Origin of the sequence: Rhodococcus sp. YL-1 (genome assembly GCF_001942025.1) — a bacterium.
GTDB lineage: Bacteria > Actinomycetota > Actinomycetes > Mycobacteriales > Mycobacteriaceae > Rhodococcus_F > Rhodococcus_F qingshengii.
Map to the genome: position 1 here is coordinate 3651053 of NZ_CP017299.1, position 22011 is coordinate 3673063.

The window sequence follows — 22011 nt, forward strand, 5'->3', positions numbered from 1 at the left end:
ATTCATCCACGATTCACCGACTCGGGCGCTGCATGCGCCGATCGACACCGATCTCCTCGGGGGAGGAACCTGCACCGATGACGTCCTCTGCCGCAGCCACTGAAAGACCGTGGCACCTAAGGGCCGCCAATTTCCTTCGGACTCCCGAAGGTCACAGTGCACTGCTCGGTTTCTTCGGCGCAGTCATGATCACTTTCGGCGGATTCGGTGCCGGTAGCGTCCGGCGCCAAGATCCGCTGCTCGAGTCGATGCATCTGTCCTGGCTCCGTTTCGGCCACGGATCGATTCTGTCGGCGGCCATCGTCTGGATCGGTGTCCTGTGCATGATCGCCGCCTGGGTTCGACTGGGCCGCTCGACTCTGCGCGGTGACGTCTCGTTGCGCGGATTGCGCTACGTCGTCCCGGTCTGGACGTTTCCGCTGCTGTTCGCGGTGCCCATGTTCAGCCGTGACGCCTACTCCTACCTGGCGCAAGGCGCGTTGTTGCGCAACGGCTTCGACCCCTATGCCGTCGGCCCCGTCGTCAATCCGGGAATCCTGCTCGACAACGTCTCAAACGTGTGGACGACGACAACTACCCCGTACGGTCCGGTTCACCTTCTCCTTGCCGACGCCATCGTTCGGCTGACCGGTGAGAACGTCATCGCCGGCACGATGCTGTTGCGGATCACGATGCTGCCCGGACTCGCCCTGATGATGTGGGCCGTTCCCCATCTCGCGACGAAGCTCGACGGAAACACCTCGATCGCCCTGTGGCTCGCAGTACTCAATCCCCTCGTCCTGATCCACCTGATCGGCGGCGTTCACAACGAGATGCTCATGGTCGGCCTCATGGCCGCAGGCATTGCGCTCGCTCTCGAACGCAAGCACCTCTTCGGGATCGGGCTGATCGCGCTTGCCGTCGCGATCAAGGCAACCGCAGGCGTCGCACTTCCCTTCATAGTCTGGATCTGGATGATCCATGAGCGGGAGGACGCCGCAGCCGCCGGGCGAGAACCGGCGTCACCGATCCGATCGTTCGTCAAAACGGCCGGCGCAGGTTTCGCGGTGTTCGTGGCGGTACTCGGATCCACCTCACTGATCGCCGGAGTCGGCCTCGGCTGGACGACGGCACTCTCCGGTTCGGCAAAGATCATCAACTGGCTCTCGCTGCCCACGATCGTGGCGCACATCGGAACCATGGCAACCTCCTGGTTCGCCGGCGACCATTTCAACGACATCCTCGAAGTCTCCCGGACCATCTCGGCGGTTGTGTTGATCGCGATCATCGCCGTCGTGTGGTGGCGCTACCGCAAGACCGAGCGCGACGCCGTCATGGGCATCGTGATCGTGATGGTCGCCATCGTCGTTCTGTCCCCCGCAGCACTCCCCTGGTACTACTCCTGGCCGCTGGCAGTAGCTGCCGGTTTCGCAATGTCGCCGACGACTCTCGCCGTACTGACCGGGCTGTCCACCTGGCTGATGCTGGTGTTCCAGCCGGACGGATCGATCGGCCTGTACACCTTCCCGCACGTGGCTCTGGCCATCGTCGCTGCCGTGATCGCGGCGATGTCCTTGCAGACGGAAGACCCACTGCGACTTCGTGGACGCAAACACGAGAAACCGATCGAAATGACGTCAGCCGCCTCGGCGCCCTCGACGTCAGGATCTGCGTGATCCGCGTGTCATGAACGCACTGCCTGCGTCCTATGAATTCTGCGAGGACGTGACGAGGGAACACGGCCGAACGTACTTTCTGGCCACCCGGTTGTTGCCCGTACCTCGACGCCGCGCAGTTCACGCGCTCTACGCATTTGCTCGCGTCGTCGACGACATCGTGGACGAACCCTCGGGTCCGCATGAACGAGGCACGGTGCTCGCCGACGTCGAACGTGCAGCCGTCAACGCACTCGACAACCCCACTGCGACAGGTGGCTTCCCGTCGACGGTTCCCCTCGACCTGACACGCGTACTCCCCGCCTTCGCGGATGCTGTGAAGACGTTCGACATCCCGCGCGCATATTTCGACGCCTTCTTCGAGTCCATGCGGATGGACGCCCCCGACACGGCGAAGTTTCGACCCGTCTACGACACGATGGACGAGCTTGCCGAGTACATGTACGGCTCCGCCGTCGTCATCGGTTTGCAGATGCTCCCGATTCTCGGAGTGAGCGTTCCGCAGCAGGAAGCTGTAGTGCCCGCGTCGAATCTCGGTGAGGCGTTTCAGCTGACCAACTTCATCCGCGACGTCGGTGAAGACCTCGACCGGGGACGTCTGTATCTACCGGCAGGCGAGTTCGCCGCATTCGGGGTCGACATCGAGATGCTCGAGCACGGGCGCAGAACCGGAACGGTGGACGTTCGGGTCAAGCGCGCGCTGGCGCACTTCATTGCCGTGACGCGGGGGCGGTATCGGTCTGCCGAATCCGGCATCCCGATGCTCGATCGGCGGGTCCAGCCGTCGATCCGCACGGCTTTCGTGTTGTACGGAGCAATTCTCGACCAGGTCGAGCGCGCCGACTTCCGGATACTGCATCGACGTGTGTCCGTTCCCGGACGCACGCGACTTCGAGTCGCTGCGCCGGGTCTGGTCCGGTCGGCAACCTACGCGGCGAAAAACCGCATGCGGTGAGTTGTCAGAAGGCCGGCAGCTCAGAAAGCCATGGCCTGTGCGCGGCGGATGACCTCACGCGCGAGATCACCATGCAGTGCGTCCACCGGGCGCCCCGGGAGAGAATCGTCGGCCAGGAACAACCAGCGGAGGATTTCGATCTCGGTGTAACCGCCGTCGTGCAGCACCGCCAGCAGACCGGGCAGCCACTTGACGATCTGGCCGTCCTCGCCGAAGAACACTTCGGGGACACCGAGAACGCCATGCCGCTTGACTGCGATGATCTTGTGATCGCGAAGCAACTGGTGAACCTTGCTCACCGGCAACCCGACGTTCTTCGCCACATCCACAAGCTGGAACAGGGAAACCGAAGAATCCAGGACATCATCACAATAAGGAATCGCGCTCACCGCGAGAAGTTTATCCGGTCCGGCGAGCCCGCTGTGTACCGCCCGGTGCAGTGCTCGAAACTGCCGCTCCGCTCAGGTCACAGCGCTCTGTGACGTTGTCGAGACTTCCGCGTCGGTATCGCTGGCTACGATGGACGGGATGCGGCGTATCAGTAACCGGGATTTCGCGGTGGATGTGAATCGGTGCCCTCACTGCGGGAACCAGTACGCGGTATACAACCACCCACATGCTGACAGCTACCACCCAGACCGCAAGCAGACAGATCGCAAGCACGGAGGAACAGTCATTACGGAGGTCGAGGGTTGATCGGCGAAATGCTCGAGCGCCGCTATCGAGTGGACGCACCGATCGCGCGCGGCGGTATGTCGACCGTGTATCGAGGCCTCGATACACGGTTGGATCGGCCTGTCGCGATCAAGGTGATGGACCCGCAATTCGCCGGCGATCCAGCGTTCCTGACTCGTTTCGAGTTCGAGGCCCGGGCCGTGGCCCGACTCAAGCATCCGGCCCTTGTGGCCGTCTACGACCAAGGCAGCGATCGCAATCACGTGTTCCTCGTGATGGAACTCGTCGACGGTGGAACCTTGCGTGAACTCCTTCGTGAGCGCGGACCGATGCCGCCACACGCAGTCGCTGCAGTCGTGGCACCTGTCCTGGACGCGTTGGCGGTGGCGCATCGAGCGGGACTGGTTCACCGTGATGTCAAACCCGAGAACATCTTGATCTCGGACACCGGCGAAGTGAAGATCGCCGACTTCGGATTGGTGCGTGCAGCTGCGGCAGCAACCACCACCTCCAACAGCGTGATCCTCGGCACCGCGGCCTATCTGTCGCCGGAACAGGTGACGTCAGGAATTGCCGACACTCGAAGCGACGTCTATTCCACCGGCGTGTTGATGTTCGAACTTCTCACCGGTACAACACCGTTCACCGGCGATACGTCACTCTCCATCGCCTACCAACGCATCCACGACGATGTCCCGCGCCCAGGTTCACGTATCCCCGGTGTACCGGCGCAGTTCGATCGTCTGGTTGCCGAAGCCACTCACCGCGAGCCCGCACATCGTTTCGCCGACGCCGGTGAGATGGCAGCTGCACTTCGCAGTGTGAGCGAGCAACTGGAACTTCCGTCATACCGCGTTCCCGCTCCGCGTCGAAGCGCCCAGCACCAGAGCGCGCAAGTTGCCCCGGCCCGGCCACAACCGGCGCCTGCGCCTCTCACGGAGGTACACCCGAACTCTGCTGCGCGCCCGAACCCTGCTGCCACGACGGTATTGGCGTCCGGCGTGGCCCCGGCTGTGGCAGCCACCACGGCGCTCGGCACGGGCTCTCCTCCCCCTGGCGGTATCCAGCACACTCGCGCGGTCACCGCACAAACTGCTCGTCCGGCGACGGTCGACGGCGACTCGGATTTCGACGACGGTTCCGATTTCGGCGACGACCACCCGGGGCACGACGATCCGCATGCTCATTTTGTCGAGGCACGTCGTAAATCGCGACGAGCCACCCTGATCTGGCTGCTCGTCATCGCGGTCCTCGCGCTCGCGTTGGGCTTCGGCGGATGGTGGATGGGCTCGGGCCGCTATACAGCTGTTCCCTCGATCGACGGGCTGACCAAGGACACTGCGGTCACCGCTCTGCAGGACGCCGGGCTCTCCCCCGACGTCCAGGGTCAGTACTCCGACGCCCAACCCATCGACACGGTGATCGGGACGGACCCGGCCTCCGGCTCGAGGGTTACCAAAGGCTCGACCGTCGCGCTGCTGACTTCGCTCGGGCGTCCGACTGTCCCGCCCATTCCGGCCGGCGGCGACGTCTCGGCCCTGGGCGCACAACTCGCCGACCGCACTCTCGTCGCGGTCGACGGCGGGGACACATTCAGCTCCAAGATCCCGATCGGCGGCGTGGCCGCGCTCGACCCGGCACCGGGAACCGAAGTTGCCGTGGGCTCCTCGGTCAAGGTCATCACATCCAAAGGGTCACCGCCCGTGGACATTCCCGATGTGAAGGGCATGTCCGAGAACGCTGCGCGCGCCGCCCTCGACAAGGTAGGCATCTCAGTCAGCACCACCAGAACAACGTTCGACGACGCCGTCGAGGGCGGTAGCGTGATCGGCACCGATCCCGCAGTCGGGTCCTCCGTCAACGCCGGCACCTCCGTGGTTCTGCTCATCTCCGATTCCGTCAAGGTTCCCTCGCTGATCGGCCGCTCCGTCTCTTCAGCACGCGAAGAACTCGGCCGCCTCGGCCTCGAGATCACCGTGCGTCAGCTCACCCAGAACGACAGCTCGGTCATCATCAGCCAGAGCGTCAAGAACGACCTCGTTGCCAAGGGCACCGACATCAGCGTCGTCGCAATTCCCTGACAGTCCGCTTCGGCCTAATCTGAATTCATGGCCACGTGGGAACCCGAGAGCATTGGGATACTCGACTTGCCGTCGGGGAGATCGATTCGGGGTCGAGGACTCCGCAATCCACTTCCTTCCGGACCTCTCCCCACCTTCGGCGTCTATCTGACCGGCAAAGAACCTCCCGACACCGAGTGGGAGTCGGAGTGGGTCCGCTGGCGAGATTTCTGGTTGCCGAGCGATCCCGATGCGCTGCGCAGGGCCTTGCACGAAGTGTGGGTGCGCTCGGAAACCGAAAGAGTCGAGATCGCGTGCGGTGGTGGATACGGCCGCACCGGAACAGCGTTGGCCGCTCTTGCCGTCATGGACGGAGTGCCCAGTAAGGACGCCACCGCGTACGTTCGCGCACGCTACTCACCTCGCGCCGTCGAAATGCCCTGGCAGCGCCGATTCGTCACACGATTCACGCAATAGCGAACGCCCCCACCTGCGCGAGCGGGTGAGGGCGTTTGCCGAAAATCAATGCCGGGCGCGAATCAGCTTCGGCGAAGCAAGGTTTCAGCCTCGCAGCATCTCGGCCACGAGGAACGCGAGCTCCAACGACTGTTGGGTGTTCAATCGGGGGTCGCACGCCGTCTCGTAGCGACCGCCGAGATCGAGGTCGGAGATGTCCTGCGCGCCGCCGAGGCACTCGGTGACGTTCTCACCGGTCAGCTCGACGTGGATGCCACCCGGATGCGTGCCGAGACCGTTGTGGACCTCGAAGAATCCCTGAACCTCGTCGACGATGCGGTCGAAGTGGCGCGTCTTGTACCCGGTGGAGGCTTCGTGGGTGTTGCCGTGCATCGGATCGCACTGCCAGATGACCTGGTGACCGGTGGCTTGGACCTTCTCGATGATCGCCGGCAGCAGGTCGCGGACCTTGCCGTTGCCCATGCGCGAGATCAGAGTCAGACGACCCGGCTTGTTGGTGGGGTCGAGACGCTCGACGTATTCCACCGCCATTTCCGGCGTCGTGCTCGGGCCGATCTTGAGGCCGATCGGGTTGGACACCAACTCGGCGAAGGCGATGTGCGCGCCGTCGAGCTGACGAGTGCGGTCACCGATCCAGAGGAAGTGAGCCGATAGGTCGTAGAGCTTGGGGTGATCGCTGTCGTTGTCGAGACGCAGCATCGCGCGCTCGTAGTCGAGAACCAGGGCCTCGTGGCTGGCAAAGATCTGTGCCTGGTGCAGGCTCGGATCGGTGACGCCACACGCGTTCATGAACTGCAGGCCGCGGTCGATCTCGGCTGCCAGTTGCTCGTAGCGTGCGCCCGCGGGAGACGCTGCGACGAATTCGCGGTTCCAATCGTGCACCTTGTGCAGGTCGGCCATGCCGGCGCCGGTGAGTGCGCGAACCAGGTTCATCGCGGCGCTGGCGTTGGCGTATGCACGCACCAGTCGCGAAGGATCGTGGGCGCGGACTGCCTCGTCGGCGACGAGCGAGTTGATCATGTCGCCGCGGTAGGACTTCAGACCCAACGAGTCGATGTCGGCCGAGCGCGGTTTGGCGTACTGGCCGGCGATGCGAGCGACCTTGACGACCGGCATCGAGGAACCGTAGGTGAGCACGACGGCCATCTGCAGCAACGTGCGGATGTTTCCCTTGATGTGCGGCTCGGTGTTGTCCGCGAAGGTCTCGGCGCAGTCACCGCCCTGGAGCAGAAATGCCTCACCACGCGCGACCTGCGCGAGACGCTCTTGCAGCGCCTCGACTTCGCTGGCCACCGTGATGGGAGGCACGCTCTCGAGCACAGTCCGCATGGCGGCCGCCTGGTCAGCGGGCCACGAGGGCTGCTGAGCAGCGGGCTTCGCGAGCGCCTCGTCGAGCTGCTTACGCAGTCCGGCAGGCAGCGGCGGGAGTTCGGGCAAGCGGTCGATCGGCACGTCGACAGTCCAGTTCACCTCTACAGGATATTCGCTCGCTCCTCGGCGCGTCACACAGGCTCTCGATCGCAGCCCAATCGGAACACTTCCCGCGCACCGAAACCTGGGTCAGCGAAGTGACCGTGCAGCCGAAATGGCGTCGAACTTCACGAGGTTGTGCCTGGCGTCGGCAAGTGCGTCGTGTGCGTCGGCGGGCGCCGACGGGAGGGCAGGACTGCCGTTGTCTTCCCAGAACTGTCGGAGTTCGCGGGTGTACCGCGGCATCGACTGCGGTAGTTCCGTCATGTCGCCCCACAACTGGCACAGCGCGACGTGGTCGTAGGCGGCGACCCACGCCCAGAGCTCCGGAACCACCATCGGCCGCGGAACGAAGAATTTCAGAAGATCGTCGCGGATCTTCTCGCGTGATTTCCACAGCGGCGACGAAGGCTGCGGCAACTTCGGCAGCACGTTCTTGCGCACCCAACTACCGGCACGGGCGGGATCGAACTCCGTCGAAACCGCGTAGTACTCTCGGCCGTCCTCACAGACAACGCCGATGGACACGAGATCGATGGTTCGACCGTCTTCGATGAATTCACAGTCGTAGAAGTAGCGCACGTCCGAAAACTATGCCGCACGCGCAGGCTCTGGAGCCAATGCGCGTGCGGCCGGTGTGGGAAATCTCTAGCTGGCTTGTGCGTCCGGGAGCGAATCCTTGTCGGACTTCGCGGATTCCTTCGACTCGGCCGAGGCCACGAGATCGACAACCGACTCGCCGCCTTCCGCCGGAACGTCGACGGCAGCTTCGGGTTTCGTGGGCGCCTGGTTCTTGAGGCTTGCCGCGTAGATGTCCACGTACTCCTGGCCGGAGAGTTTCATCAACTTGTACATCACCTCGTCGGTCACAGCGCGCTCGACGAAGCGGTTTCCGCCCATGCCTTCGAAGCGGGAGAAATCGATGGGTTCGCCGACGATCACGGTGACCTTGGCGGGACGCCACATCCGTGAGCCGATCGGATTCATCTTGTCGGTGCCGACCATCGCTACCGGGATCACCTTGACGCCCGATTCAAGTGCGAGGCGCGCCATTCCGGTCTTGCCCTTGTAGAGGCGACCGTCAGGCGAGCGCGTCCCCTCGGGGTAGATACCCAGCAGGCTGCCCGAACCGAGGACCTTGAGACCGGCGTTGAGTGCATCCTGCGCCGCGTCTGCACCGGTTCGGTCGATAGGGACCTGACCGACCGCGGTGAAGAACCACTTCTGGAAAGCGCCCTTCAGACCGGAACCGGTGAAGTACTCACTCTTGGCAAGGAACGTGATGCGGCGGTTGACGCGAAGCGGAAGGTAGAACGAGTCCAGAACCGCCTGGTGATTGCTGGCCAGAATGGCCGCCCCGTCAGTCGGAATGTTCTCGTGACCCTTGACCGTCGGACGCCCGAGCAGCCAGAGAATCGGCCCCAGCAACACATACTTGAAGAGCCAATACCACACGGCGTCCCTCCCATTCACAGCTGAATTTCGCTGAGTACGACCTTACTGCCGACCGGTAACCCCCGCTACACACGCCCCTGCAGGATCGACCCGATCACAGTCCGGCAGACGTGGTTCCAGCGCCGTCGACCCCACCGAGATCCTGAGGCACTACCGATCGGGCCAAAGCGGCGGCGCCGACCATGCCCGCAGCTTCGCCCAGCTGAGCGGAACGGATGCGGGCCAGTGGGCGGTGCTTCGCCCCGGTCAACAATGTCGCGTATTGCTCGCGGGCGTCGTCGAGAAACAGTGGGGCAGAACTCGCGACGCCGCCGGCGATCACGACCAGATCGGGATCGTAGACGTCACCGACCATGGCCAGACCCACGGCCAGCCAACGGGTGAACTCGGCGATCGTTGCCAGCGCGAGTGGGTCACCGTCCTGCGCGGCGTTGGCGATCCGGCGACCGGTGAGCGAACCAGGATCCACCGCTACCTCACGCGCCAGGACCGTCGACGCGGCCGGGTCGGCGGCAAGCAGTTCGATTGCCGTGTCGACGAGCGCCGTTCCGCTGCAATAGCGCTCCCAACACCCACGTTTGCCACACGCGCACTGACGCCCGCCCGGAACGACCTGGATGTGGCCCAGTTCGGGAGCGACGCCGTGACTCCCCCGGTACAGCTCACCGTTGATCAGCAGCGCTCCACCGATTCCGGTCCCGATCGCCACCATCACGACATTGCGGCCACCTGCGGCCGCGCCGAATCGGTGCTCCGCGAACGCCGCTGCATTGGCGTCGTGTTCGAGAACGACCGGCAAGCCGAGCCGCTTGCTCAAGTCACTTCCGACCGGCGCGTCCACCCATGGCAAGTGCGGAGCGAACCGAACCGAGCTTCGATCGGAGGTGATGAAGCCGGCGACCGCCAACCCCACGGCCGATACCTCGTGCCTGGTGACCAATTCGCGCACGACGCGATCGAGACCGTCTTCGAGTGCCCTGGCCGACTGCGGGGTCGGGGCTTGAATCATCTCGAGCACTTGTCCGTCGACGTCCACGACGGAGGCCCTGATACTCGTCCCGCCGACGTCGATGCCGACCGTCAAGATGTCGTCCATGGTGGAGTCGGAGACCGCTTTCAAGCGGCGCGCGCTCATCGCGACGATTCCCGCGCGAGCGGCGTCCGCTGGAGTGCGCACCCTGAATCGGTGCCTCGTGCGTCGGTGACCATTGTGTCGATTGTGCTCATCTCGGGCCGTTCGCTCTACCCGGGGTACTGAGTCAGTCCTTGACCGTCACGTTGATCGGGACAAATGCCGCCGTGCGAGTTCGCTCCGCACCTGGCGTCGTCGGACCGCCTTCGGGTCCACGATCGGGGCCTGACGGCCCCCCGAGAAACTCGTCGAGAATCTCACGAAGCAACGCAAGGAATGCTGCTGCTTGACCCGCGAGGAATGCCAACAGTTCGTGGTGCTCACCGCGAACCAGTGCGGCGAGGGCGCACACCGGGCACCAGCTGCAGCCGGTGAACACCGGCTGCGTGTCCGTGGACGCCGAGTCACTCGCAACGTCTGCCGTCGCTGCTGCGGCCTTCTGCAGCACCGGTTCCAGGCGCGTCAGAACGGTTTCCGCCAGCGCGCGAAACTCCGCGACGAGGCGCTCGTGCTCTTCGCTCATACCGGCCACACCGCGGGATCCGGGCTGAACCGGATGATCAGGTAACTGCCGTCCAACTCCGCCCCGTTCACGACACAACGACGCAGCACCGACGCCAAACGAACTCTGCGTCGTACGCCGTCTGCTCCCACCAGCACATCGTCCTCCACCCGGCCCAACGACAACGACGACGGATCCACGAGCGGAAGGTACATCCGCATCACGTACACCGAATCGACTCCGGTCCCGGACTCCAACGACACCACGATGTTGTCCGCGGTACCGACGGTGCCCGAATCCGTGCCCGCTCCACCCTCGAACGTGGCCGCGATCTCGCCCAGAGCGGCCAACCCTACCGGTTCGGCGCAAGCGCGTTCGACCGTTGTGACGGACATTCCATCGGTTGATCCACGCAGTTCGTCCACGACGAGTGCCTGAGCCGCCCGGATCGACGCGAGCCACTGCGCCGCCGGTGAATCGTCGACACCCTTCCCGGCGGACGAGTTGAACTGCGGGACAAGGTTGTTGACCACAATCCCGTCAACTCGCAACCCGGCCAGAGCCAGCCCGGACAACGTCCGACGAGTCGCCGCGACCGACACGCCGTCGGCCGACGTCACCACACGCACGCCGGTGTTCTCCCGATCCGAGAGGTGAACCGCGATCCGATCCACCGACGCGAGCACGCGTTCGACGAGGGACACGAGCAGGAGCAGCCGCATGTCCGTACCTGTCACAGCGACCATCCGCCTGTGCCGCGGCCACAATCGCTCGAGATACTCCGACACCATCGACGGCGAGCCGAGTATCCGCAGCGCTTCGGCTGCGGCCGGACAGTCCACGATCACGACGTCGTAGTCGCCGCTGTCCGAGAGGTCGACGATCTCGGCGAGCCCGAGCATGTCTTGGATGCCCAGGGATCCCGTCAACTCTTCCGGTTCCAAGCCCTCGAATGACGAACCGTGTTCGTGATCTCCCGCTCCGAAAGTTCCTGCAGCATCGATCAACCCCGACAATCCTCGGAACTTGTCCTCGAGGAGCGCTGACGTGTCGAGTTGCCGGACGTCGAGACGCTCGGTGAGAGATGTGGTCGTTCGCGGATTCGGCACGCCCAGGACGTCTGCAAGAGAACCTGCCTGATCGATCGACACGAGCAGCACTCTCGCCCCATCGGTCGCAGCCGACACAGCAGTCGCTGCGGCAAGCGTCGTCGTGCCTACTCCGCCTTTACCGACGAACAGTTGGACGCGCGATCGTTGCTCCGGCACTCAGCCCTCGACTCGCTTCTTCAGTTCCTTCAGAGCTGTGTCGGTGATGATCTTCTCGGCCTTGCGCTTGAACAGACCGATCATCGGAATCGTCAGGTCGACCGTCAACTCGTAGGTGACCGACGTGGTGCCGTTCGGGCCGGGCTCGAGTGTGTACGAACCGAATTGGGACTTCTGAATCTCGCCCGAGATCAGCTCCCAACTCACCGCCATACCGTCCGGTGCCCACGAATACTGCAGTTCGTAGGTGTCCTTCACCATCCCCGCGTCGAGGACGAAACGTACTCGGTCCGCGCGGCCGCCCTGTCCCGGCGCCGTCACCTCGACGGACTTCGCCGCGGCCACCCACTCGGGGTACCGCTCGAAATCGGCGATGACGTCCATCACGGCGTCGGCAGGAGCGTCGATGCTGATCAACCCCTTGGTCTTCTCGGCCATACGACTGCGCTACCTTCCTTCGTCAAAAGTCCAGAACCTGCACAACGTGCAGTGCTTCGATTATCAGTCCGGTGCTACTCCGGCGGCACGTCCCGCTTCGAGTTCGCGTTTGAGCTGGAACGACATGACCTTGCCATCGACCCGACGCTTGCGGTTCATCCCGGCGAGGTCGAGGGTCGCCAGATCGGACGGCGATACGCCGACCGGCTCACAGTGCAGGAAGTAGTGCGCGATCGTCCCGTCCATGACCGGTTCGAGCCACACCTCCATGGTGCCGACCAGCTGACCTGACACTCCCCAACGGAATCCTGCGGGACCGCGATCTTCCCGGACTTCGAGCTCGAGATCACTGAACCAGCGACGCCACTGCGCGCGCGAGGACAACAGTTCGGCGACCCGCTCGGGCGGGGCGGCGATGAAAGTCTGGTCTGCGACCTGAATGCTGCTCACCGAAGTAGCTTCACATATCGCGTCCGCGAAGCGTCGAGGGGTGTCGCAACACTACATACCGGACAGACTGTAAGCCTGGCCACAACTGCGTCGGACATGCGACTACAGTAGGAGACGAAAACCCTACTCGTCAGTATTTCGCAGTGTCGGAGGTATTTCGTGCCTGAGTTCAGCGCACCCCAGACGTTCACCATTCCCGAGGATGCCTCCGCGGTCGACTCGGTCTTCGCCTTCGCGAAGACGAAGCCGGCGGCGGTTGTCTACAAGCGCAAAGTCGGAAATGCATGGGTCGATGTCACTGCAGGCGATTTCGCCGCTCAGGTGACTGCCGTCGCCAAGGGCCTCATCGCGATCGGCGTCAAGCAGGGCGACCGCGTCGGCCTCATGTCGGCGACGCGTTTCGAATGGCCGCTCGTCGACTACGCCATCTGGGCGGCCGGCGGCGTGACGGTTCCGATCTACGAAACCTCCGCAGCCGAGCAGGTTCGCTGGATTCTCGAGGACTCCGAAGCAATCGACCTCATCGTCGAGAACGACGCACATGCCGCGACCGTGAAGGACGTCGCTGCAGCCGCCCCCGCGCTGCGCACGGTCTACCAGATCGATGCCGCGGCAGGCGGTAAAGGTGTTGTCGAGGAATTGACCGCATTGGGCGCCGACATCTCCGACGAGGACGTCCACGCCCGCGTCGCGGCACTGAAGGCATCCGATCCCGCGACCCTGATCTACACGTCGGGCACCACGGGCCGACCCAAGGGCTGCCAGCTGACGCACTCCAACCTGATTGCCGAGTCGAAGGGCATCCTCGACTCCAACCTGGGCACGCTGCTCAAGACACCCGGCGTTCGCACTCTGATGTTCTTGCCGCTCGCGCACGTTCTCGCTCGCGCAGTCAGCATCGCGTCGTTCGACGCCGGTGCAGCGCTGGGGCACACGAGCGACATCCCGAACCTCGTTCCGACGTTCGGCGAGTTCAAGCCCGACTTCATCCTCTCGGTGCCGCGCGTGTTCGAGAAGGTCTACAACAGCGCACGCGCCAAGGCGCACGGCGACGGCAAGGGAAAGATCTTCGACGCGGCCGCAGACACTGCCGTCGCGTGGAGCGAGGCGCAGGACAAGGGCGGCGCCGGCATCGTTCTCAAGGCCAAGCACGCTCTCTTCGACAAGCTCGTGTACTCGAAGCTGCGCGCAGCGCTCGGCGGGCAGTGCCAGCTGGCCATTTCCGGTGGTGCACCTCTGGGCGCTCGACTCGGCCACTTCTTCCGCGGTATCGGTGTCACGATCTACGAGGGCTACGGACTGACCGAGACCACCGCAGCGTTCGCCGTCAACACCATCGGCGCACAGAAGGTCGGCTCTGTCGGAAAGCCGTTGGCCGGCAACTCCGTTCGTATCGCAGAAGACGGCGAAATCCTCCTCTCGGGACCGGTGGTCTTCACCGGCTACTGGCGCAACGAGAAGGCGACCGCCGAGTCGATCGAGAACGGCTGGTTCCACACCGGCGACCTCGGCACCGTCGACAAGGACGGCTACATCACCATCACCGGCCGCAAGAAGGAAATCATCGTCACGGCAGGCGGCAAGAACGTCTCCCCCGCTCAGCTCGAGGATTCCCTTCGCGCGCACCCGCTGATCAGCCAGGCCATCGTGGTCGGCGACCAGAAGCCTTTCATCGGCGCCCTCATCACCATCGACGCCGAAGCTCTTCCCGCCTGGAACGAGCGCAACAACAAGGCCGCAGGAACCACAGCGGCCGACCTGGTTTCGGACGGCGAACTGGTCGGCGAAATCCAGGACGCCATCGACGAGGCCAACAAGCTCGTCTCACACGCCGAGGCGATCAAGAAGTTCCGCATTCTTCCGGTCGACTTCTCCGAGGACACAGGCGAACTCACGCCCACGATGAAGCTCAAGCGCAACGTCGTGCACGAGAGCTTTGCCGCCGACATCGAAAAGATCTACGCCAAGTAGTCTTTCGCCGATCAGCCCTCTGCCGACACGAACGTGCCGACATGAACGGCCCGCACCGAATTCGGTGCGGGCCGTTCGCGTTCGAGTCCCGTTTGCTCAGCCGAGGAGATTACGCAGTTTCGAAGCGAGCGTGTCCCACTTCCAGTCTTCGGCAACCCATGCCCGGCCGGCTGCTCCCATCGCGGCCGCGCGATCACGATCGGACAGCACCTCGATCACGGATTCGGCGACGTCGCGAACAGAGGTGCCGTCGACCACGAGCCCGGTCTTGTTCTGCTGCACCGTTTCCGGAGCGCCACCACTGCGCCCGGCGATGACCGGCACACCGGTAGCCGAGGCCTCGAGGTAGACGATTCCCAGTCCTTCGACGTCCAATCCGGCGCCTCGGGTACGGCACGGCATGGCGAACACGTCGGCGATCGTGTGGTGCGCCGCCAACTCTGCGGCGGGCACCGTGCCCGTGAAGACGACGTGATCGTCCATCCCGGTCTTACGCGCCAATTGGCGGAGATGGTCCTCGTACGGCCCACCTCCGACGATCACCAGTACCGCCCCGTCAATGCTCTTGCGTACGGTCGGCAGCGCCTTGATGAGCATGTCCTGCCCCTTGCGTGGCACGAGCCGCGACAGGCACAGGATCGTGGGCCGCTCGCCCAGCCCGTATCGCTTACGCAGTTCCGCGCGGGCGACCGAGTCCGGGTGGAACACTGACGTGTCCACTCCGGAAGGAAGGTGCTCGAGCGCCGCTTGCGGGCCGAAGGCCGCCGAGAACCGCCCACGGGTGTATTTGCTGACGAACGTCACCGCATCGGTGTGGTCACCGATCACACGCAACGACTGCCGCGCACCGGGAATCATCGACCATCCGACCTCGTGGCCGTGAGTACTCGCGATCACTCGGCTCGCTCCGGCACGTCGAACAACCGGCGCCAACAACGCCAACGGCGCTGCCGCACCGAACCAGACCGACTCGCAGTCGTGCTTCTTGACCAACTTCGCGGCTCGACGAGCGACAAAAGGCGACGGCAGCATCAGCGTCGTCGGGTGCCGAACGACCTCGAAAGGCTGTGCCGCATCGAACTTCTTGTGCGAGTCGCCCCGCCACCGCGGTGCGTACACCACCAACTTGTCCGGCGGCAGATGCCCGGCGAACGTGTGGAGATACGACTGGATACCTCCGGGGCGAGGAGGAAAATCGTTGGTCACCAAGAGGGTCCGGCGCATCCGTCCACCGTAGGGCACTCGGTGCTTCAAACGTGCGAAGGGCACCTCGCCGCTGCAATCGACCCAGCCGCGAACCGCTCAGCCCAGATGGCTGTTGGTCCAGTCGACCCATCCGGCTCGCAGTTCCTCGGTTCCGACGCCAACGACCGCTCGGATCCGCGAATCGAGGTCTTCGGCCGTCATCTTTCCGGAGGCGAGAGCGCGAAAGAGGTCGGTCAGCTTTGCTTCTCCGAATCGATCGGCGATATACGCGTTGATCGACCACGCCGATTCGTACGCCAGTGAACTCACGACCGGTACACCGCTGAACTGCGTGTCGTCCGGAAACTCGGTCGGAGTATCGCCGGAGCGTACCGCTGCTGCCAGAGTCGGCGCGATCTCACCCCAGGCCCGCGAGGATCCACGGTTTCCCGCGTATTCGGCAAACCCTTCCAATACCCACATCGGCGACCCGTCACGGGTTTTCGATCGGGCGGCTATGTGCATCAGTTCGTGGCGCAACACCGTTCGCCTGGTGATGTCGGTCAACCTCGAAGCCGCGGCAGGCGAGAAGACCACTCGCTGGCCGCTCACGTCGGATGACCCGTCCGCCGTCGCATCCGCGACCGACACTGCAGCAATCGAAGCGCCGTCGTGATGGGAGCCGACCAGTGCGGTGAATTCCTCAGCGGACCCCGCCACCATGAGCACCGCGCGCTCGGACCACCACGGCCCCCACAACTGCGTCGTGTTCTCGATGGCTGAGTCCACATCGGCAGCCAAAGCGTCGACGAACGCCTGCTGACCCGGGTGGCCGATCACCAGCGCGTTACCCGCAGAATTCTCGGCGACGGCAAGCGGGCCGAAGTCCCAGGGGCCATTCCAGGATTCGCCCGCCGTTCGGGCGCCGTCCAGTCCGACGATCGACCCGTCCGCAAGAACCGACCACTGATCGCCGCGTTTCGCGAGTGTCATGGACACTGCCTTGCGCGTGGGCAATGCGTCGACGCCGTCGAGGGCGTACCGCAACAGAACTTGCGCATTCCATACTTCGACGTCTCCGCCCGGCGCACCGGTTCGCGGCGCCGGAGTCAGGCCGCCGCTGGGAATCTCGTATCCCCAGTCGGAGAATTCAAGCGCTCCCGCAGCAGTGGCTCGTCGAACTTCCGCCTCGAGCACACCGGGTGCGGCGGCACTGTCGACGAACTTCGCCAGCCCCGACGGATCGTCGGACATCTGAGCCGCGGCCCATGCATCGAGAAAGCTCTGGACTTGAGCGCTGCGTTCCGCGTCCTGTTCGGCGGCGGCGTTTTCGTCGGAATCGGACCTGTTCGTCAGGAAGATCGTCAGGCCCAGAACGAGCACCACGGCTACACCGAGCGCCACGAGGGCCGGATACTCCCAACGGCGTGGTCGATCTGCGCCGACGTCGGGCGTCGTCATCGGTTCAGTCGGCACGGTGCCGAGTGTAGGAGAACTCGACTCGACGCTTCACGGCGGCTGGCCACCCGCCGCTCGGGCGCAGCAAGCCGTCAGTAACGACGCGCAGTGGAGAACTCCATGCCTGCCATCGACTGGACCTTCACCGGTACGCCGAACGTCGACGCATGCAGAATGTTTCCGTCGCCGGCGTAGATGCCGACATGCGAGTTGTCGCTGTAGAACGTCACGACGTCGCCGGGCTGTAGTTGGTCCCTCGACACCGGTACACCGCCCTGCGCCTGCGCTTGGCTCGATCGCGGCAGAGTCTTTCCGATCTGCTTGTAGGCCCATACCACCAGACCTGAGCAGTCGAACTCGTTCGGGCCGGTCGCGCCCCAGACGTACGGGTCACCGATCCGCGTGAGGCCTGCCTGCAGAGCAGCAGCACCCGAGCCAGGGGTCAAGTTAGCCAGAATTTTGCTGAGATCGACGTCCGGCGGGAAAGGCGTACCGCTCAGTTGGTTACGTTCGTCGTCGGTGAGATTCTGGAAGGCTTTGGTCACGTCGGCGATCTGCGTCTGCAGTTCACTCTGCTTGCGCTGCAAATCGTCACTGAGCGCGCGGGCTTGATCGGCGGCGGTTCGCGCTTCTTCGGCCGATCGCTTCGACGCTTCCGAGGCGGCACGCGCATCGGCAGTGGCTTGGTTGAACTGAGAGACCTGTACTGCCGCGTCGTTGGAAATCACGTCGAGCGCAGACATCTGGTCGAGCAACTGCTGCGGCGAGTCGCTCACCATCAACGCAAAGAGGCGATTGGTTCGCGCACCCTGGTAATTCGCTGTGGCAATACGGTTTACCGCCGGAGCGAACTCGGCGACGCGCGCCGAAGCCGCGTCGAGAAGACCCTGATCGGCTGCCGATCGCACGTCCGCATCATTCGCGACTGCCAGCTTCGCGTCGAGGTCGATCTGCGCGTTGTGCAGCGCTTCGTTGGTCTGCTCGGAAACCCGGGAGAGTTCACCGAGCTTGTCGAGCGCCTCGGTGGGGTTGGTGATGACGGGGTCGGCACCGGCCTGCATCGAAGGCCCTGCAACGAGTCCGAACGCCAGCACTCCCACTGTCAATGCGGCCCGTACTCGACTGTTGTTTTTCGATGAAACCACGGAATGCAACTCTCCGTCTCGGTGAAGCGACGTCGACCGGGACCGGTCGACGATCTGTTAGCTGGCTGTCAACTATCCACAGTACCTGTCTCGGCCGCGCAATGTCTCGATAAGGTTACGGAACGGCATACGTTTGTGTCTACTTGCCGGTAGGCGTGTCGGGGTGAAGTACCGGGCGAATTGTCGCGAAACGAAAATGTGGGCCCCGAATCGAAGATTCGAGGCCCACATTCGAAGATCCGGAGCTCCCCCGAGCTCCGCCGCATCACAGCGGCGGATCGTTCCGACTGCCTACCGGAGACAGCCGTCGAGCGTGTTCAGAAATCAGTAACGGCGAGCGCCGTCGTACGGCATCGAGGACACCGGAGCGAGCTTCACGGGCTGACCAGCGGTCGACGCGTGGATGACATTGCCGTTACCGGCGTAGATGCCCGAATGCGATCCGCCGTAGAAGGAGATCACGTCGCCGACCTGAAGATCGGACTGTGCGACGGCAACGCCGGCTGCAGCCTGGTCGTAGCTCGTGCGAGGCAGGTTGAGACCGGCCTGCTTGTATGCCCACTGAACGAGACCGGAGCAGTCGAATGCGTCCGGGCCGGCTGCGCCGTACACGTACGGGGAGCCCAGCTTGCTCTCTGCGGCGCGAACTGCCTGCTCACCAACACTGGAGATGGGAGCGGCCGGTGCAGCCGGTGCGATGTCGGTGATGCCCGGAATGACCGGCAACTGAGGAATAGAAACGCCCGGAACCTCGAACGTGCCGACGCCGGGGATGGTGATGGGGTCTGCCGAGGCAGGTGCAGCGGTTGCAGCGAATGCTCCGACTGCGAGCGCGCCGGCTACTGCCAACTGCGCTGAACGCTTGAAACTCTGTGACGCCACTTAAGGGGTGCTCCATTTCTTCCATTCATCCGCCGACCGAGTTAGCTGACGGGTTCGGGCTGGGAAGATCAGCCCTACCCGCGTGGTCTGCAGCGATCCTGCGTGCTGCACCCCAGGCGGGATTCACCCCAGTGGAAACTTGGGTTCCCGGTTCGGGTTCCTCGCGGAGATCCCGATTAGGCGGTTCCTGACGATGCCGGTCCTGTTTGGTCCGGCAAGACTTCGTTAGGTCTCAGGAAGGTTACGAAATGATCGCGACGATGTCGACCGCTTCGTGACAATCGTGCCCGATTCGCCGGAAATCGTGGTGCCGCGCCCGCGATACGCCCGGCGGGTCACGGGGAGATAACAACAGGTCGGTTCGGCGACCCACTCCAGGCCGTCAAACCCGCGCCCGCTACCCACTGCCAAGGCTCACCAAACCCGACAATCCGATCTTCCATGCAGTTCAACGATGATTACTTGAAACTAGAACCTGTTCCGGTCACGGACGCGGTTTCAGCCGTCGACAGACGCACCGAAGACCCCTCGACTCGCCCTACTCACAAGTAGGCGCGCGTCCACATTCGCGAGTTCCCACCGCAAGTGTGATCCTCGTCTCTCCTACTTTTGTCGGGCGTTCATCCACCGATTTCGCAATGGAAGTCCGTGCGGGTCGGATTCCGTGTCTGCACTCTCGAATTCGTGTCGGGGGGTACTTCTACTGTCTGCGGTGTGAGTCCCGCCTCGGCCCGAGAATTTCCGTCTCCGCCCCCGTTCTCCGACGGGGAGAAGTTCGACGTCGGGCGGCAACTGAGCTTCGACGAACTGGACACACCGCTGAGCGAGACAACATTTGTCGTCGTCGACCTCGAGACCACAGGGGGCAGCGCCGACCAGGACTCCATCACCGAGATCGGCGCCGTCAAGATCCGCGGCGGCGAGGTACTGGGCGAAATGGCAACACTCGTCGACCCCGGCCGGTCGATTCCGCCCTACATAGTCGAACTGACCGGAATCACCACGGCCATGCTGATCGGCGCACCTCCCATCGAACGTGTCCTGCCTGCATTTCTCGAGTTCGCCGAGGGCGCGGTGCTGGTGGCACACAACGCGCCGTTCGACATCGGTTTCCTCAAAGCAGCGGCGTCACGCAGCGCGCGCCCGTGGCCCGCGTTCCGTGTCCTGTGCACCGTCAAACTCGCCCGGCGCGTACTCACACGCGACGAGGCACCTTCGGTGAAGCTCTCCGCACTCGCCCATCTCTTCCAAGTGACCACCCAGCCGACGCACCGGGCTCTCGACGACGCGCGTGCGACCGTCGACGTCCTCCACGGACTGATCGACAGGGTCGGAAACCAGGGTGTCCACAGTTACAGCGAACTAGTCGACTACCTGCCCAACATTTCCTCGCATCAACGGGCCAAACGGTCCTTCGCCGCAAACCTGCCGCGAAGCCCCGGTGTCTACCTTTTCCGCGGTCCTTCCGACGAAGCCCTCTACATAGGAACTGCTACCGACCTTCGACGCCGCGTCCGCAACTACTTCACCGGTTCGGAGACCCGCGGCCGGATGAAGGAAATGGTCGCGCTGGCCACCCGCGTGGACCATGTCGAGTGCGCGCACGCTCTCGAGGCCGGGGTGCGTGAACTACGACTGCTGAGCGCGCATGCGCCGCCGTACAACCGTCGCTCCAAGTTTCCCAAGCGAGGTTGGTGGATCACCCTCACCGACGAGGCGTTTCCGAGACTGTCCGTGGTTCGCACGCCCACGGCCGATTCGATCGGCCCGTTCACCTCTCGCGGCGACGCAGTCGACGTCGCCGACACCGTCGCAGAGTTCAGTCGTCTGCGCACGTGTACCAAGCGTCTCGGACGCGGCGCCGTTCACGGCCCTGACTGCCCCGCTCGCGAACTGGGGGCGTGTCCAGCCTCCTGGACCCCGGAAATCAACGCAGAGGACTACGCGGCCGCCCCTGAGGCCGTGCGTGGATTCTTCCGAGGAACCAACGACGCTCCCCTCCAACAGATGCAGGCCCGGATCGACGAGCTGTCCGCACACGCGTTGTTCGAGAATGCTGCTCGTCTGCGTGACCGAACGGTCGCAGTCGCCACCGCAGTGCGGCGCACTCAGCGACTCGCTGCAGTCGCGGCGATCGAACAACTCGTTCTCGCCCGCCCCACCGGAGACGGCGGCTGGGAGCTGTCGGTGATCCGGTCCGGGCGTCTCGCGTCCGCCGGGCTCGCCAGACGTGGGACTCACCCGATGCCCGTCGTCGACGCCATCACCGCGGCGGCCGAAACCGTCCTACCGGACGACGCCCCGTTCCGCGGCGCGTCACCCGAAGAACTGGGACTGATCGCAAGGTGGCTCTCGTCGGACGGTGTCCGAATCGTGTCGGCGACATCCGGATACGTCGAACCTGTGAGCGGCGCCGGCAAGTGGGAAGCCTGGTGCCGACTCGCCCGAGCCGGAACCGAATCCGAACATCGATGACGTAACGGCGGGGCGGCACCCCTAAGCTCGATCGAAACCACCGGGTCATCACAACCCGCAGGGAAATCGAGGAGAGAAATGATCAACGCCATCGTCATGATTCACGCCGAGTCCGCTCGGATCCCGGAAACCGCGCAGGCCGTCGCCGACCTGTCCGGAGTGACCGAGGTCTACTCGTGCGCAGGTGACGTCGATTTGATCGCCATCGTGAAAGTGCGTGACCACGCCCAGATCGCCGACGTGGTCACCGGAGGAATCAACAAGGTGCCCGGCGTTCTCCGAACCGCCACACACATTGCGTTCCAGTCATTCTCCAGCGCAGACGTCGAGGCCGGTTTCTCGCTGGGTGAATAGCCCC

At 64.0% G+C, this 22011-nt stretch carries 20 protein-coding genes and 1 riboswitch; of the genes, 7 read left to right on the forward strand and 13 right to left on the reverse strand.

All coding sequences use genetic code 11. From position 1 onward, the window contains the following. The first annotated feature begins 77 nt into the window (after positions 1 to 77). Together BH682_RS16820 and BH682_RS16825 are read left to right on the forward strand one after the other, a co-directional pair. Positions 78 to 1655 carry an alpha-(1->6)-mannopyranosyltransferase A gene (locus tag BH682_RS16820; protein ID WP_087503812.1) on the forward strand — a complete coding sequence of 526 codons (1578 nt, stop codon included), beginning with the start codon at positions 78 to 80 and terminating at the stop codon, positions 1653 to 1655. 10 nt (positions 1656 to 1665) lie between these two features. Then, positions 1666 to 2610: a phytoene/squalene synthase family protein gene (locus BH682_RS16825; protein WP_064689161.1), complete on the forward strand. Its 945-nt coding sequence runs from the start codon at positions 1666 to 1668 to the stop codon at positions 2608 to 2610. 20 nt (positions 2611 to 2630) lie between these two features. On the opposite strand, the gene BH682_RS16830 is transcribed toward BH682_RS16825, so the two are convergent. Beyond that, a complete protein-coding gene (locus tag BH682_RS16830) occupies positions 2631 to 2999 on the reverse strand; it encodes an Rv2175c family DNA-binding protein (RefSeq protein ID WP_075833441.1) in 369 nt (122 codons plus the stop codon). 303 nt (positions 3000 to 3302) lie between these two features. On the opposite strand from BH682_RS16830, the gene pknB reads away from it, so the two are divergent. Further along, positions 3303 to 5366 (forward strand): Stk1 family PASTA domain-containing Ser/Thr kinase, encoded by a 2064-nt coding sequence (gene pknB, locus BH682_RS16835; RefSeq protein ID WP_083954681.1) that lies wholly within the window; start codon positions 3303 to 3305, stop codon positions 5364 to 5366. 27 nt (positions 5367 to 5393) lie between these two features. Beyond that, positions 5394 to 5822, forward strand: coding sequence for a protein-tyrosine phosphatase family protein (locus BH682_RS16840; RefSeq protein WP_003941706.1), 429 nt, complete (start codon positions 5394 to 5396; stop codon positions 5820 to 5822). 84 nt (positions 5823 to 5906) lie between these two features. Here BH682_RS16840 and BH682_RS16845 read toward each other — a convergent pair whose 3' ends face one another. The 8 genes from BH682_RS16845 to BH682_RS16880 form a co-directional block, all read right to left on the reverse strand. Continuing rightward, positions 5907 to 7292, reverse strand: a complete 1386-nt coding sequence (locus BH682_RS16845; RefSeq protein WP_007730070.1) for a class II 3-deoxy-7-phosphoheptulonate synthase — start codon at positions 7290 to 7292, stop codon at positions 5907 to 5909. 90 nt (positions 7293 to 7382) lie between these two features. Continuing rightward, positions 7383 to 7874 (reverse strand): polyadenylate-specific 3'-exoribonuclease AS, encoded by a 492-nt coding sequence (locus tag BH682_RS16850; RefSeq protein ID WP_003941683.1) that lies wholly within the window; start codon positions 7872 to 7874, stop codon positions 7383 to 7385. Positions 7875 to 7940: 66 nt separating this feature from the next. Further along, positions 7941 to 8747 carry a lysophospholipid acyltransferase family protein gene (locus BH682_RS16855; RefSeq protein ID WP_003941692.1) on the reverse strand — a complete coding sequence of 269 codons (807 nt, stop codon included), beginning with the start codon at positions 8745 to 8747 and terminating at the stop codon, positions 7941 to 7943. Between the two features lie 94 nt (positions 8748 to 8841). Further along, complete coding sequence (locus tag BH682_RS16860; RefSeq protein ID WP_020969875.1) at positions 8842 to 9882, reverse strand: ROK family protein; 1041 nt, start codon at positions 9880 to 9882, stop codon at positions 8842 to 8844. Between the two features lie 124 nt (positions 9883 to 10006). Beyond that, complete coding sequence (locus tag BH682_RS16865) at positions 10007 to 10402, reverse strand: hypothetical protein (protein WP_007730069.1); 396 nt, start codon at positions 10400 to 10402, stop codon at positions 10007 to 10009. Beyond that, positions 10399 to 11649 carry an ArsA family ATPase gene (locus tag BH682_RS16870; protein ID WP_075833445.1) on the reverse strand — a complete coding sequence of 417 codons (1251 nt, stop codon included), beginning with the start codon at positions 11647 to 11649 and terminating at the stop codon, positions 10399 to 10401. The genes BH682_RS16865 and BH682_RS16870 overlap by 4 nt, the downstream gene beginning before the upstream one ends. After that, positions 11650 to 12087 (reverse strand): SRPBCC family protein, encoded by a 438-nt coding sequence (locus tag BH682_RS16875; protein ID WP_003941701.1) that lies wholly within the window; start codon positions 12085 to 12087, stop codon positions 11650 to 11652. It lies immediately after the preceding gene. 63 nt (positions 12088 to 12150) lie between these two features. Beyond that, on the reverse strand, positions 12151 to 12537 hold the full coding sequence (locus tag BH682_RS16880) for a hypothetical protein (RefSeq protein ID WP_003941776.1): 387 nt from the start codon (positions 12535 to 12537) through the stop codon (positions 12151 to 12153). Between the two features lie 159 nt (positions 12538 to 12696). On the opposite strand from BH682_RS16880, the gene BH682_RS16885 reads away from it, so the two are divergent. Next, positions 12697 to 14508 (forward strand): AMP-dependent synthetase/ligase, encoded by a 1812-nt coding sequence (locus BH682_RS16885; protein ID WP_075833447.1) that lies wholly within the window; start codon positions 12697 to 12699, stop codon positions 14506 to 14508. A gap of 96 nt (positions 14509 to 14604) precedes the next feature. Here BH682_RS16885 and BH682_RS16890 read toward each other — a convergent pair whose 3' ends face one another. The 4 genes from BH682_RS16890 to BH682_RS16905 form a co-directional block, all read right to left on the reverse strand. Next, positions 14605 to 15732 (reverse strand): glycosyltransferase family 4 protein, encoded by a 1128-nt coding sequence (locus tag BH682_RS16890; protein ID WP_003941734.1) that lies wholly within the window; start codon positions 15730 to 15732, stop codon positions 14605 to 14607. Between the two features lie 78 nt (positions 15733 to 15810). Next, positions 15811 to 17169, reverse strand: coding sequence for a peptidase MA family metallohydrolase (locus BH682_RS16895; protein WP_223304499.1), 1359 nt, complete (start codon positions 17167 to 17169; stop codon positions 15811 to 15813). A 74-nt stretch (positions 17170 to 17243) separates the two neighbouring features. Next, a complete protein-coding gene (locus BH682_RS16900) occupies positions 17244 to 18296 on the reverse strand; it encodes a C40 family peptidase (RefSeq protein WP_003941704.1) in 1053 nt (350 codons plus the stop codon). 324 nt (positions 18297 to 18620) lie between these two features. After that, entirely contained in the window at positions 18621 to 19178 is a 558-nt protein-coding gene (locus tag BH682_RS16905; protein ID WP_003941754.1) for a C40 family peptidase, read from the reverse strand. A 14-nt stretch (positions 19179 to 19192) separates the two neighbouring features. Further along, positions 19193 to 19371, reverse strand: a riboswitch (cyclic di-AMP (ydaO/yuaA leader). Between the two features lie 521 nt (positions 19372 to 19892). Between BH682_RS16905 and BH682_RS16910 the strand changes: the two genes are divergently transcribed. Further along, positions 19893 to 21653 carry a DEDD exonuclease domain-containing protein gene (locus BH682_RS16910; RefSeq protein WP_176741994.1) on the forward strand — a complete coding sequence of 587 codons (1761 nt, stop codon included), beginning with the start codon at positions 19893 to 19895 and terminating at the stop codon, positions 21651 to 21653. Between the two features lie 78 nt (positions 21654 to 21731). After that, positions 21732 to 22007, forward strand: coding sequence for an Lrp/AsnC family transcriptional regulator (locus tag BH682_RS16915; RefSeq protein ID WP_003941677.1), 276 nt, complete (start codon positions 21732 to 21734; stop codon positions 22005 to 22007). The last annotated feature ends 4 nt before the right edge of the window (positions 22008 to 22011 follow it).

Coding starts and splice junctions, on each gene's coding strand:
- BH682_RS16825 (WP_064689161.1), top strand. CDS start 1,666: ATGAACGCACTGCCTGCGTCCTATGAATTCTGCGAGGACGTGACGAGG.
- BH682_RS16875 (WP_003941701.1), bottom strand. CDS start 12,087: ATGGCCGAGAAGACCAAGGGGTTGATCAGCATCGACGCTCCTGCCGAC.
- BH682_RS16890 (WP_003941734.1), bottom strand. CDS start 15,732: ATGCGCCGGACCCTCTTGGTGACCAACGATTTTCCTCCTCGCCCCGGA.
- BH682_RS16820 (WP_087503812.1), top strand. CDS start 78: ATGACGTCCTCTGCCGCAGCCACTGAAAGACCGTGGCACCTAAGGGCC.
- BH682_RS16840 (WP_003941706.1), top strand. CDS start 5,394: ATGGCCACGTGGGAACCCGAGAGCATTGGGATACTCGACTTGCCGTCG.
- BH682_RS16865 (WP_007730069.1), bottom strand. CDS start 10,402: ATGAGCGAAGAGCACGAGCGCCTCGTCGCGGAGTTTCGCGCGCTGGCG.
- BH682_RS16915 (WP_003941677.1), top strand. CDS start 21,732: ATGATCAACGCCATCGTCATGATTCACGCCGAGTCCGCTCGGATCCCG.
- BH682_RS16860 (WP_020969875.1), bottom strand. CDS start 9,882: ATGAGCGCGCGCCGCTTGAAAGCGGTCTCCGACTCCACCATGGACGAC.